The sequence below is a fragment of the Senimuribacter intestinalis genome, assembly GCF_943192965.1.
Taxonomy (GTDB): Bacteria; Bacillota; Clostridia; order Peptostreptococcales; family Anaerovoracaceae; genus Senimuribacter; species Senimuribacter intestinalis.
In genome coordinates this window covers 1-13,620 of the sequence record NZ_CALPCF010000002.1, presented here as the reverse complement: position 1 = coordinate 13,620, position 13,620 = coordinate 1, and the positions used below count along the sequence as shown (strand labels likewise).

The following is a 13,620-nucleotide window of genomic DNA, read 5'->3' as shown; positions in this document are numbered from 1 at the left end:
GCCGGGCGTGGCAAGATGGAGACGCGATACATCGAAAAAATCCCCAAGCCTTAGGCCTGGGGATTTTCAATTCTATAAACTCAGCTTTTTCATTTACACTGACTCCGATCCTTCTTTTTCGAGGTCTTCAAGCTTAGTGCTCTTGCCAATCAGTCTTACAATAACTGCCAAAGCTACAATGCCCAGTGGAAGAATAATCAGCGGAGATAGTCCTGCTGCCGCAAGAATAAATCCGAGAATTGCCACAACTGCTACTGTCATTGCATACGGAATCTGTGTTTTTACGTGATCCATCAGATCTGCTGCAGAGCCCATGGAACTCATGATTGTCGTATCAGAAATCGGCGAGCAGTGGTCGCCGAAGACAGCGCCGCAAGTTACTGCTGCGATAGTCACGATAGCAAGGGATCCGACTTCTCCGCCGGACATTCCAACAGCAATCGGAAAAGCAATCGGAATCATGATTCCGCTGGTTCCATAAGAGGTTCCTGTGGAGAATGCCATCACGCAAGCGATTACAAACAGAAGTGCCGGAAGCAGAAGTGCCGGAATTGCAGTTCCTACCAGTCCGGAAATGTATGCGCCTGTTCCCAGCTCACTCATGACGCTGCCTGTAGACCAAGCCAGCATGAGAATTGTGATGGTGAACAGTAGCTCTTTGCAGCCGCCAAGCCAAACATCGATGGCTTCTCTTAAAGTCATGATTTTCTGCGCTACTGCCATAATAATGCACAAAATGGATGTAAAGATAACCGAATACAGAATACTGGAAGCTGCATCGGTATTACCAAATGCAGTTGCAATGCCTTCCAAGGTGAAGCCCGCATCCATACCGCCGCCTGTGTACCACAGTGCCGCAACAGTCACAAAGATGAATACCAAAATTGGAATTGCCGCATTGTAAATGCGAAGCGGTGCGCCTTCTGCTACATTCATAGCATCCAGTTCCTTACTCATCATCGGTTTTGCGTTATCTGCGTAAAGCTTTCCAGTCAGTCTTGCACGCTTTTCTGCCTTGTACATCGGACCGTAGTCTCTCTGCATGAGCACTACAATAATAACCATTGCGATTGCAAAAATGTTGTAAAATCTGTACGGAATGGTCTGCAGAAAAATTCCGTATACGTTGGCGGCCTCCATGCTGATGGAGGTAAATGCCAGTGTAATCATACCAATTTCGTGGGCAACCCATGAAGAAATTGGTGCCATATCGGTTACAGGACCTGCCGTAGAGTCGATGACATACGACAGCTTTTCTCTGGAAACCTTTGCCTCGTCAGCAACAGGACGCATGGTCGGACCTACAATCAGGGAGTTTGCAATATCTTCAAAGAAAATAATCAATCCCAAAATCCAAGTCATGATCAACACATTTTTGGTACCCTGTGCTTTTTTCGCCATGGCAACAGCCATAGCCTGCATTCCTCCCATTCTGCTCATAACGGCAATCATCCCGCCTACAGCCAGAATAAACAACATCAAAGACGCATTCCAAGAATCCGCTACAGTACCTACAAAGTATGTGTCACAGGTGCGCAGAAAGCCCTCAAAAATATTTCCTCCATTGATGATAGTTGCACCTGCAAATACTGCTGCTGCCAGCGACAACACAACCTGTTTGGTGATAAACGATAAAACAATTGCAATAAACGGCGTAATAAGAGAAAGCGCGCCAAAATACTGCGTTTCCTCTCCGTCTTCCCCAAAGGCAAACTGGGTCAATACCAGCATGCCGATGAGGAAAGCTGCCGCAAGAAACCATCTCCGATTAGAGATACTTTTTCCTTTCATTGCCTTTCCTCCTTTTTATTATTTTGTCTTCAGTATGCCACGCTGTATCAGCTCTTTGGAGTAATACATTGCATCATAAACCATGTGTTTTACGCGCAGAATCTGCGTTTCCCACAGGTAATATTCGTGAGAACCTTCCTCTGCCCTTTTGTATTTTGCAAGAGCGTGCGCCAAGGCCGGTATTGGATTTTCTGTCTGCAGCGCGCAGCAGGAGTCCTGTCCGTAGCGGCCCGAGTAGCAGCGCAGCATTGCAGTCTGTCTCTCGCAAAGCAGCGCCAGACGGTCGTATTCCTCTGCGAATCCCTCCTGATTGCGTAAATCCCAGAGGGCTTCCAGCGCCTTTGCATATTCCTCAACAGTTTCACCCAGTTCAGAGATTAAATCCGCACCACGGCCGCTAAGCACCTTAATCTGGCTCCACTGCTCTCTGGTGTCATCTGCTAACGCCTTTAAATCGTAAAGAACACGGTCTGCATTGACCATGCCTTCGATGATATACGCAAAATATTTTCCGTGTCCCAAAAGCAGGTCTCTGTCCAATTTGTCAATGGTGTCAGAGTCGCTGTGCAGCCATGGACTGTAAAATGCGTAGTTCAGTTCTACCAGCTTTTCTTCTGTGTACTCTGTTGCAAAGGAGCAGTACGGAACGCCTACACCGAAGAAAGAGGAGTCACCGCCGCCTTTGTACGCCCGATGCCACTCTCCTTCCTGACCCCAGATTTCCTTGATTGCGCCGGTCAGATAGTCTTTCAGTTCGGGCTGTCCTTCCACGCCTGGAATGGTAGTTCCCTTAATTGCCAGATTGTCGATGTTGATATACGCCAGACAGTTTTCGTTCATATCCTTCCAGTAATTGTCTGCATACCAGGCGGAACCGCCGCCCTCTGCGATTTCGTGGCCGTCCCAGAATACAAATACTACGTCGCGGTTCAGTTCATCTTTATGTTTCTGAAAAAGCCTTGCGAGTTCTAAATTCAGCGCATTGCCGGACGCATTGCAGATTGCCGATTTTCCCCATGCGTCCACATGGCTTCCCACAAGTACGTACTGGCCGCTACTCTTTCCGCCGTAAACTCTGCCAATTGGCTGGTCTGCAGTAATCCACTCTCTGGTCGCTTCCGCCGTCAGATGGACGCTGACTTCGCCCTTTTCACAAAGTCCTGCAAGATATTCACCGTCGGCTCTGGAAATGCTGATTACAGTCAAATCCACAATATCCTTTTCTGTGTCCGGTGTCGGATTTCCCCACTGGGCCTTAACTGCACCCATCTGAATCAGGCCGTCTTCTGCCTTACCCCAGTTCATGATAATCAGAGCTTTTGCACCCATTTCCCAGGCAATCCTTGCCTTTTCAGGTCTGCCCGGACTCCAGTTCATGTCGGTCAGAACGATTTTGCCAGTCACGTCCTTTCCTTCATAGTCCTCGTAGGCACCGCTTCCCAAATAAACAAGTTCCCCGCTGAGCCCTTCTGCTGAAGTGGATTTAATATGACATACAGGTCTTGCCGGAATTTCCTTTTTCTCCGGCGCAAGAAGTGTCAATGTTGCTTCTTTCGGATAGCTCTGGTACATTGGGAAGTGGTCGATGTGCGCTTCCACACCGTACTCCTTTAATTTTCCGCAGATGAATTCCGTCGCTTTACGCATTTGCGGCGAACCGGAAAGTCTCTCTCCGACTTCATCCACCAGATAAGTCATATTTTCATACATTCTGTCCAGTGACAGTTCTTCTGCCAGCTTTTCATAAATACTCATATTACTTCTCCTTACCCTCTCTTTAAGAATGCAGTACAACAGTGAATTGCACCGAATCCTTTCATAACTTCATCAAACTCAACCGGAATAACTTCGATTCCATTTTTCTCAAGAAGCTCTTGGCTTCTAGGATTTCCCGCCGGCATTACAATCTGTCCTGGTTTCAGGGCTACAAAGTTAATTGCAAAGCTTTCCTTTGCTTCAGTCTGGGACGGGCACTCCAGCAGCTTTATGCCTTTTTTCTTCAAAGCATCGCACACATCGTAAGGCACCTGTGACGCATGAATCATTGCAACATCGTGGCTTGCAAAGTTGAGATTTCCATCGATATGGGCGTGACCGTAAGGTACCTGCATGTGCAGAATTTCTGTTACACCCATGCGCTTTAGTTCGTATTCCACCATTTCATAGCCGCTTCTGTTGGTCCTGACGCCGCTTGCCAAAATTGCAGTGTGGCGATCAACCCACATCACCATCGCTCCCTCAAAGGTTGCGTCGCCGCAAATGGTTCTGATGATTGGAACTCCAAGGTCTGCAAGAGTCTTTGCAGCATATCTTTCCTCGCCGCGTCTTGCTTCCATAGCAGGTCTTGTTACGATAGCCCCTTCCGGTGTCATCAGTACCAGGTCTCTGCAAAACAGCGCGTTAGGTTTATCCTCTCTCTGCTCTTCGATGTAGTGAACGTTGACGCCGTGAGCTCTGTAAATTTCTGCAAGACCGTCATGCTGGGCACGAAATTTTTCCGGATCGATTGCCGCTTTAAAGCGAGCTTCCTGCCAATCAAAGTTTTCAATTTCCCGCCCCGGACGACGCATCAAAACCGCCTTCAGCTGGTCAACCTCAGAGCATACACCCCAGTCACCCCACAAGTCCTTCATATCATCAATGAAAGTAGATTCCTTCGGGAACCATCTTTCCCCTGCAATTGCGTCGATATCACGTTTCTTATCTGTCATGCTAAATACCTCTCCTTATCCTCTCTTCAAAAATGCGGTTATGCAGTGCAGCGCACCTCTGCCCTTCATAATCTCTGAAATATCTACAGTAATTACCTTGATTCCGTTGTCTTCAAGCAGCGACTGACATCTCGGATTTCCCTCCGGCATTACAATCAGTCCCGGCTCCAATGCTACAAAGTTGCAGCCAAAGCTTTCGCGCACCTCTGTTGTAGATGGTGCTTCCAAAATCTTGTATCCTTTCTTTTTCAAAACGTCCAGCACGTCATAAGGTACCTGTGACGCATGAACCATCACAACATCGTTGCTGGCAGCGTTCATCAGACCATCGATATGAATATTGCTGTAAGGCTGCTGCATGTGAATGATTTCTGTTACACCCATTCTTCTCAGTTCTGTTTCCACCTGGTCGTATCCGCTTCTGTTGCAGCGGCTTCCCGTGGAAATAACCACAGTTTTTCTGTCCACCCACATTGCATTTGCACCTTCAAACATGCCGTCTCCGTTGATAGTTCTTACAATAGGCACACCGATATCCGCAAGGGCTTTTGCTATATAGCGTTCTTCTCCGCGTCTTGCTGCCATACCAGGTCTTGTGATAATCGCACCTTCCGGTGTCATAAACATCAAATCCCTGCAAAAAATTGCATTCGGTCGGTCCTCTCTCTGTTCCTCTACGTAGTAAACCTTGACACCATGCTCCCGATAAATATCCGCAACTTGGTCATGCTGTTTTCTCATTAATTCGATATCAACCGGTTCATCAGAAAATCTGTACTCTGCTGCATCAAAGTTTTCTACTTCTTTGCCGGGTCTGCGAAGAAGCACCGCACGCAGCTTTTCAACCTCAGACGCAACGCCCCAGTCTCCCCAGTAAAGATTCATATCCTCCTCAAAGGTTGTCTCTTTCGGAAACCATCGTTCCCCCGGAATTGCGTCAATATCAAATTTCTTAAGTTCCTGACTCATGTCAACCTCCTCATTTATTCTTACTTCTTTCTCGTTGCACAACTTGTATTTATAAACCGCAATTATTATGCCAATTTATAAAAAAATAAAAACCGCTGAAATTAGCGGTTTCCATCGTTCTATGGCTTTAGCCTATCGCAAGTAGTAAAAAAAACTTTACTATTTTGTAAAGTTTTTCGTACCATCAGCGATTGATGTCATATTTATTCATTTTATAGTTCAGCGCCTGCTTGGATATTTTCAGCTTTTTTGCGGCATCACTCATAGTACCGGTCTGAGCCAGCGCTTTCTCAATGAGACTGACCTCAAAATCAGCCAAGGCTTTGTCGATGGAAAAATCCGGATTGTTCAGGTCGACAGCAGGTTTGCCCGATGTCATATAGTCCGGCTCTCTTCTCGCCGCAGTAAACATATATTCCGGCAAGTCTTTCAGCTGAATAAATGCAGCGTTGGTCACGTTAAACGCCCCTTCGATGATATTTTTCAGTTCGCGCACGTTGCCCGGCCAAGGATATCTTCTAAAAAGTTGTTCCACTTCTTCATCAATACCCAAAATCTTCCTGTGCATTTTCTCATTATATATAGAGATAAAATGGCTGACTAGAAAAAACAGGTCATTCAGCCGCTCACGCAGCGGCGGCAGTGAAAGCTGCACCACACTGAGTCTGTAAAACAAATCCTCTCTCAGCTTTCCGGTTCTGATGCACTCCATAGGCTGCTGATTGATTGCGGAAATAATCTTTACATCGATGGGAATCGGAGAAAGCCCTCCGACTCTGGTAATCTGCTTTTCTTCGATGGCTTTGAGAAGCTTTGCCTGCACGCTGCACTCCATAGAATTAATTTCATCCAGAAACAAAGTGCCTCCCGCTGCCATTTCAAAGAGTCCGGGTCTGTTCTCAGCGCCAGTATAGCTGCCCTTTACAGTTCCAAACAGGATGCTTTCCAGCAGGTTTTCCGGGATAGACGCACAGTTTTGTGATACAAACCGGCGGTTTTTTCGCTTGCTGCTAGTATGAATAGACTGCGCCACCAGTTCCTTTCCTGTGCCGGTTTCGCCGTAGATGAGCACAGATGAGTCGGTGTCGGCAATCATGCCGATTCGCTCTTTGATAATCTCCATCTGCATGGACGAAGTGACGATATCGTCGATGGTATACATGGTCTTCACATCGTCGGCTTCTTTTATCTGTAACACGATGTCCTGCCGCTCGATATCAGAATCAATGTATCGTGACACATCCACCACCCCTACGATGGTATCTCCTTCTTTGATAGGCAAGGTAGTATTAACCGCCCGAAGGTTCTGTCCATCATAGGTGCTCAAAACCTGATACTCATTGAAAATCGGTTTACCCGTGCGAAGAACGCGGATAATGCTGCTGTTCTCCTCCGTCAGACTGGGATAAATGTCCAAAAGATAACGCCCGATTAAATTCTGCTCCTTCAGAAGATTGACGTCAGGTCGATATGTAATAAAATATTCAACCTTTGCGTCTGTATTGACAATCATCATTCCGTCAATGAAGTTGTACAGATTCAAAATCTGCTCTGCATATCTTCTCAGCATGTTATCCATCTCCCTCTGCAGTCTTTTTATTTTTGATTATACAGCGGTGTAAAGCAAATCGTCAATATGTAAATCGATGCTATGATAGATACAGGCGGCACCTCCGCTCCGTGTCTGCTCGTCCACGGTCGTCTTCGGTCGCGGTGCATAAATTTCAAAAAACTCCCTAAAATATGCACACTGGCATACGTAAATTTTCAAAAATCAATTAAAATATGCACGTCCGCGGCCAATTTACCGTTAAAAATCGCATGGCACACTATAAGATATACGTATTTACGCTAATTTCTTCAAATATATGCACAGATTCTCCTCTAAACGTGCATATATTGAGAAAAACGTCGAATTATATGCACAACCCGGTTTTGTTAGCTGCGTGCGGCGCGTTGGCCAAACAAAAACCAAGGAATGCTAACTCGCAAACCTTGGTTCTTAATAATTTGGTGATTTGTGGCAGGCTCGAACTGCCGACCTCTTGGTTGTCACCCAAGTGCTCTCCCAGCTGAGCTAACAAATCACAGCTAAATTGCTTTCTCAGTATAACATACGCCAGTGCAGTTAGGCAACTCTAATCTGCCGCTGCACTGGCTTCCCGTATCCGGTTATTTACAGAACTTGCGCCTGTTCCTCTCCTGCAAGCACCCGATGAATGCCCTTTGCCAGCGCTTCCATCTCGTAGGTTCCTGCGCTGACAGAAACCGGCGCGATAAAACTGACTCTTTTTTCCATTTCCGCAGTCAAATAGGAAGAATATGCCATGCCGCCTGTCAAGATAATTTTATCCACCTTGCCGCACACTACAGGCGCTAAACTTGCAATATCTTTGGAAAGCTGCATAATCATAGCGTCATATACAAGCTTCGCCTCTTCGTTTCCTTCTTCAAAGGCCATGCGCTCTACATCTCTGGCGTCGTTGACTCCAAGGTAAGCGGTAAGCCCTCCCTGACCCTTCAGCTTTTTCTGCACTTCTTTTTCGGAAAGTCCGCTCCTGAAGCAGAACTTTACAAGTTCTCTGCAAGGCACACCGCCAGAACGTTCCGGCGAAAAGCCTCCTTCATCATCTCCGACAAAATCCAACACTTTTCCACCTTTAATTAGATTGCTGGTAACACCTCCGCCCAAATGACAAACGATATAAGTAGTGTCTTCTAATTTCATGCCGTCTTTCTTCGCCTGCTCGATACTAACAGCGCGGCTGTTGAGCACATGAGTAAAAAAGGGTTTCTTGATTTCCGGCACACCGGTATAGGTAAAAATCGGATCCGGCACGCCGCAGCCGCAAACTGCGTCATAAGCATAGCCGCAAATACCGGTTCCCGCCTCCTCTGCGATTTCATAGGCAATAATCGGCGAAAGATTAGCAGGGTGCGGAATCTGGGAAGTTCTGCACGCATTTACAAAGGTCTCGTCGATGAGATACGCCCCGCTTTCCAGCTGTCCGATAGCGCCGGCTCTTGCTGCAATTCCAGCCAGATCAGACGGCTTCAGCGACTGACTTTCCAAATATTTCATCACGGCAACTTTTCTGAAAGGCAGCTGCTCATTGATATCCACAAACTTTTTCAACTCTTCCGCCGGATGGTCGATGTTCATGGAGTGTACTTCCTTTTCGCCGTCAAAGACAGCAACCTTCGTAGAAGTAGAACCCGGGTTGATTACCAGAATATATTCAGCCATTTATTTGTCTCCTTTCGCACACGCCGCAGCCAGAAGCAGCGACTGTCTCTTTTCCTTCTCTGTAGCGCCTCTTGAAGTCAGAGCGATGGGCACCTTTGCTCCGACAATCAGCCCCGCCATATCAGCACCTGCCGAGAAGAGAAGCGCCTTTCCGAGAATATTGCCGCACGGCATATCAGGCACGACCAGCACATCAGCGTCGCCTACCAGTTCACTGTCAAACCCCTTCTTGTGTGCCGACTGCCTGCTCATCAAAATATCATAAGAAAGAGGCCCCTCCACAATACATCCTGTGATTTCTCCATTTTTATACATTTCGGTCAAAGCGGCCGCATCCACAGTCTCCGGCTGCTTGGGATTGACCTTCTCTATCGCTGCCAAAAGTCCGACCTTTGGCGTATCATATCCCATATTGCAAAGATTTTCAACAGCATTTTCGATAATTTCCTTCTTCTGTTCCAGGGTCGGATAAAGAACCATGCCGCTGTCGGTCAGTACAATCAGCTTGTGGTAATTTGGAATTTTCAAAAATGCCAGATGGCTCATCAGCTTTCCTGTACGCAGACCATTCTCCTCTTTTACAACGGCCTTCAAAAGAATCCCCGTATCAATTTTGCCCTTTAGAATGAAGTCCGCCTTTCCATCTCTGACGCACTGGCAAGTCTTCTGCGCAGCTTCCTCCAAAGTCTTAGCATCGATGATTTCACAATCGTCAAGGTCACCGTCAAAAGCTTTGATTTCTTCACGAATCAGAGCCTCATCACCAATTAAAATGGCATCAACTAAACCTTCCTTTCTGCACTGTCTCACCGCAGTTAAAGCAGATTTGTCCTGCGCTGCCGCCACTGCAACGGTCTTCTTTCCCGCTGCGTGAAAGCTCTTTTCTAATTCCTCAAAATCTTTAAATGCCATAGTCTTTTCCTCCTGCCGTACGGATTGCATATTGCATGTAATTTATCTTATGTTAAGCATATCACATTTACTGTACCTGGTCAAATTATTTTTTTGACCTCCTAACTTTTTGTTTGGCATCTTGCGAAAACGCAAAAAAATTGGTATAATAAAGTATATTTTTGAACAAAGCTTAAAGGAGAGTGTTGCTGTATGGTTAATAATTTCGACCAGCTGAAACAGATTGCAGATTTAGTTGCCGCTCAGTTCGGCTCTGCTGCAGAAGTAGTTATACACGACTTTACCGGAGAGCTGGATCATACCATCGTCTATATAGTCAACGGCCACGTGACCGGCAGAACCATCGGCGATGCACCGACACAGTCTTTCCTAAAATACATGAACGTTAATCATCCCAGAAAATCCATTGAAAAGGTTCGTCACATTTCCCACCTTCCAAACGGGCGGATTATTCGTTCTTCAACCGCCAACTTTTTTGATGAAGACGGCACACTGAACAGTTCTCTGTGTATCAACCAGGATATTACCGATTTGGTTGCACTGGAAAATGCCGTAAAAGGTCTTTCTGAATCAGGCCAGTTCGAAACCAGCGTATTGTCTACCAACGGTAATGAATTCGACCTGCAGCCGTCATCCATTCACGGCATGATGGACAATATCATCACAGAAGCGCTGGCATTTATCGGCACGCCGCCGGACAAAATGAATAAAGACGCAAAGATTAAACTGCTTCAATTCCTCGACGAGCGCGGCGTCTTTATGATTCAAAAATCCGGTCAAAAAGTCTGCGAACTTCTTGGGATTTCAAAATTCACCCTTTACAATTATCTTGAGGAAGCTCGCGGAAAAGAAAAATAAGGCTTTCTTTTCTTTGGCGAATTTGTTATAATAGCCTTTGGATACGGACAGCAGCAGATTGCTTGTCTGTTTACCACCTTTGTGTGAACTAAAATATCTAAAGATTTGAGGTGAAAAGATGCGTAACATTTCTTGCTAGTTTAATCATGCATGAAGAAGTTTATTTTAAGACGGTAGTCACCTGCCGCTTTATTTCTCATGCAGTCTGCGAGAAAGTTACCCATCTTTGAGAATAAATATATGCTGCCTTTATAAAGAACTACCGGTGCTGCCTTTGCGCCGCGTTCCTTAGCTTTGCAATATTTATAAGCTGTGAGATACTTTCTTGCAGCTTATTTTATTGTATGAATACCAGGAGGTGCATATTTATGTCTTTAATAAGTATAAACAATTTAACTTTCGCCTACGATGGCAGTTACGATACGATTTTTAAAAATGTCAGCTTTCAAATGGATACGAACTGGAAACTGGGATTTACCGGTCGAAATGGCAGGGGAAAGACCACGTTCCTAAATCTGCTTCTGGGAAAATATTCTTATGAGGGTCAAATTTCTTCCAAAGTAACTTTCAGCTATTTTCCCTTTACGCCTCAGACTGCCGATGACACAAACCGCCTGACGCTGGACATCGTCGATCAGATTGTGCCAAATTATGAATACTGGCAGCTTTCCCGCGAGCTCAACTATCTGAAAACTTCCGACGATATTCTATATCGCCCGTATACTTCTCTGTCCGGCGGCGAAAAAGCCAAAGTGCAGCTAGCTGCTTTGTTTCTAAGGGAGGACGGCTTTCTTCTCATCGACGAACCGACCAACCACCTGGACATGCATGGCAGAGAAATCCTTGCCAAATATCTGCAGAAAAAGCGGGGCTTCATTCTGGTTTCCCATGACCGTCTTTTTTTAGACGCCTGCGTGGACCACATTCTGTCCATCAACAAAACAAATATCGAAATTCAAAAAGGAAATTTCTCCTCATGGCTCTACAATAAGGAGCTGCAGGACAGCTACGAAATGGCTGAAAACGAAAAGCTAACCAGACAGATAAAATCTATGGAAGCCGCCGCACGCCGCACTGCTGCCTGGTCTGATACTATTGAAAAGCGAAAAACCGGCGGTACCGGCGGTCAGGCAGGTGTCAAACCTGACAAAGGTCACATCGGCGCCCAGTCCGCTAAAATGATGAAACGTTCCAAGGCGGCAGCGATAAGAAAGGAAGCAGCTATCAATTCAAAATCTTCTCTTTTGAAAAATATTGAGCGCGCAGACGACCTGAAAATCCATCCTCTAACCTATCACACGGATGTACTGGTTACCTTAGATCACGTAAGCGGGTTTTACCTGGACTCTGCGGATTCAACAGCGTTCCCAGTTTTTAACAAGAAATCTTTTACTGTCAAACGCGGCGACAGAATTGCACTGCAGGGACCTAACGGCTGTGGCAAGTCCAGCATTTTGAAGCTGATTTTGCAAGCTGCAGAAAGCACCTTTGCTGCTGTAACAGACGAAGCGCCTGTCAGTCTCCCCGAATTCACCGGGAATCTGCACGTCGGCAGCAGACTTGTCATTTCCTATGTACCGCAGACCACAGCAGGTCTTTGCGGTACGCTGGATACTTATGCCTCACGCCGCAGCATTGATATTACTCTGCTGAAAACTATTCTGCGAAAACTCGACTTCAGCAGACTTCAATTTGAGAAAAATATAGAGGACTACAGTGAAGGCCAGAAGAAAAAAGTCCTTCTCGCCGCAAGTCTCTGCGAAAACGCTCATCTGTACATCTGGGACGAACCGCTCAACTACATCGACGTTTTATCCCGCATGCAGATAGAAAATCTGCTTCTGCAATTTCAGCCGACAATGATTTTTGTCGAGCATGATAAAGCGTTCTGCGATAATGTGGCGACGGAAACAGTGCTTCTGTAATTTTCTTTTCCGGCATTACTACTTTGAGAGTTCCGCATTTTAACTAACCCCAGTTAAAATGCGGAACTATTCAAAATAATGATCCAGCATTTTGTTGATGCTGAAGGTGTCAATACTGCCGTCCACATCATCAAAGGTATAGAAAATATCCCGCCACGGTAAATATCCATGTGCCTGGTATTGCTGCATCTTCCAAATAAAGCTTCGAATATAGCGCTCATTCTCTATCATGGTACAGTGTTCTAAAAACTTGAACCGGTTCTCACTGCGCACCAGAACTTTGAAATCCGGTACAACAGTTTTATCGCCCAGCAGCAGCCTTTCTTCATAGTGATATGGGATTCCTCGCTCATATAAAATGTCCGCAATAAGAGCTTCTGACTTTGAACGTACAAATTCTCCTTTTTGCGTTTTATGAGTCAAATGCTCCGGATGAAAATTAGATTTGTTGTAATCAGCAAATTCCCACTGCTTCGGATTCAGTATCCCCTCTGCCCAGTACGTATCATACCTCTGATACGCCTTCGGCAGTGACTGCATGACCTCATGAGGCTCGGTCGGACGATATTGATCCAAATACTGCTCCATCAAGCCCTGATTATACTCTATATTCCGAATTGTAACTTCCAAAAATCGTCTTTCCTGCAATTTCTGCACTTCTTCTTTTGCACCGTTTCCTAAATACTGTTTCTGTCCATCTTTGAGCCGCATGTAATACGGTCTGCCATTAGAGGCGCAGAGTTTCAAATAGCCCTGCGGTAATTGCTCCAGTCTTTCCTGATAACGCCGTTTTGTCGTTAACAATCTCTTTAGTTCATACGCTACATGAGTTTTACTGTTATACAAAAAATCCCCTCCTTTGTTTTACAACATGTCTACATTTTATATCACTTGTGCGCAATATTCAAATATCTCTTTGCATAAATGTATATTTCTTCCTAATCAGATGAGGTCTTGCAAAGTAACTGGTGCCGAAACAAAGCAAAGCACGCAAGTATGTATACACTCCATCGCGTACTAAAAAAGCAAAAAAGTAAAAAGCCCAGGCGCATCTATAACAATGGCATTAAGTTAAGAAAATCTCACATCACAGAAAATGTGGTGTGGGATTTTTTTGAGAATAAGTATTGTGAGAAAATGATTCTTTCGTTATTGACAATGGAGGGAGCATCTTTATCAAATGAACTTTTACGGCAGTTTGGCTATG

At 45.6% G+C, this 13,620-nt stretch carries 11 protein-coding genes and 1 tRNA gene; 3 read left to right on the top strand and 9 right to left on the bottom strand.

Going from position 1 to position 13,620, the window contains the following annotated elements; translation table 11 throughout:
- Window positions 1-93: 93 nt before the first annotated feature.
- The 8 genes from NFR88_RS02115 to NFR88_RS02080 form a co-directional block, all read right to left on the bottom strand.
- Window positions 94-1,791 (bottom strand): Na+/H+ antiporter NhaC family protein, encoded by a 1,698-nt coding sequence (locus tag NFR88_RS02115; RefSeq protein WP_160202018.1) that lies wholly within the window; start codon window positions 1,789-1,791, stop codon window positions 94-96.
- Window positions 1,792-1,809: 18 nt separating this feature from the next.
- Window positions 1,810-3,546 carry a M28 family peptidase gene (locus NFR88_RS02110; RefSeq protein ID WP_251613201.1) on the bottom strand — a complete coding sequence of 579 codons (1,737 nt, stop codon included), beginning with the start codon at window positions 3,544-3,546 and terminating at the stop codon, window positions 1,810-1,812.
- An 11-nt stretch (window positions 3,547-3,557) separates the two neighbouring features.
- Window positions 3,558-4,502, bottom strand: coding sequence for a dimethylarginine dimethylaminohydrolase family protein (locus tag NFR88_RS02105; protein ID WP_251613199.1), 945 nt, complete (start codon window positions 4,500-4,502; stop codon window positions 3,558-3,560).
- A gap of 15 nt (window positions 4,503-4,517) precedes the next feature.
- On the bottom strand, window positions 4,518-5,471 hold the full coding sequence (locus NFR88_RS02100) for a dimethylarginine dimethylaminohydrolase family protein (protein WP_161908312.1): 954 nt from the start codon (window positions 5,469-5,471) through the stop codon (window positions 4,518-4,520).
- Between the two features lie 184 nt (window positions 5,472-5,655).
- Window positions 5,656-7,041, bottom strand: a complete 1,386-nt coding sequence (locus tag NFR88_RS02095; protein ID WP_251613197.1) for a sigma-54 interaction domain-containing protein — start codon at window positions 7,039-7,041, stop codon at window positions 5,656-5,658.
- Between the two features lie 441 nt (window positions 7,042-7,482).
- Window positions 7,483-7,558, bottom strand: a tRNA-Val gene (locus NFR88_RS02090).
- A gap of 89 nt (window positions 7,559-7,647) precedes the next feature.
- A complete protein-coding gene (buk, locus tag NFR88_RS02085; protein WP_251613195.1) occupies window positions 7,648-8,718 on the bottom strand; it encodes a butyrate kinase in 1,071 nt (356 codons plus the stop codon).
- Window positions 8,719-9,630: a bifunctional enoyl-CoA hydratase/phosphate acetyltransferase gene (locus NFR88_RS02080; RefSeq protein WP_251613193.1), complete on the bottom strand. Its 912-nt coding sequence runs from the start codon at window positions 9,628-9,630 to the stop codon at window positions 8,719-8,721.
- A 192-nt stretch (window positions 9,631-9,822) separates the two neighbouring features.
- Here NFR88_RS02080 and NFR88_RS02075 point away from each other — a divergent pair, with 192 nt between their 5' ends.
- Both NFR88_RS02075 and abc-f read left to right on the top strand, forming a co-directional pair.
- The gene (locus tag NFR88_RS02075) at window positions 9,823-10,488 is read left to right on the top strand and encodes a helix-turn-helix transcriptional regulator (protein WP_160202025.1); all 666 of its coding nucleotides are present in this window, start codon (window positions 9,823-9,825) and stop codon (window positions 10,486-10,488) included.
- Window positions 10,489-10,856: 368 nt separating this feature from the next.
- Window positions 10,857-12,413, top strand: coding sequence for a ribosomal protection-like ABC-F family protein (abc-f, locus tag NFR88_RS02070; RefSeq protein ID WP_251613191.1), 1,557 nt, complete (start codon window positions 10,857-10,859; stop codon window positions 12,411-12,413).
- Between the two features lie 66 nt (window positions 12,414-12,479).
- On the opposite strand, the gene NFR88_RS02065 is transcribed toward abc-f, so the two are convergent.
- Window positions 12,480-13,259, bottom strand: a complete 780-nt coding sequence (locus NFR88_RS02065) for a hypothetical protein (protein ID WP_160202027.1) — start codon at window positions 13,257-13,259, stop codon at window positions 12,480-12,482.
- Window positions 13,260-13,409: 150 nt separating this feature from the next.
- On the opposite strand from NFR88_RS02065, the gene NFR88_RS02060 reads away from it, so the two are divergent.
- Window positions 13,410-13,620: hypothetical protein (locus tag NFR88_RS02060; protein ID WP_251613188.1), on the top strand; the 211-nt coding region annotated here is incomplete at its 3' end.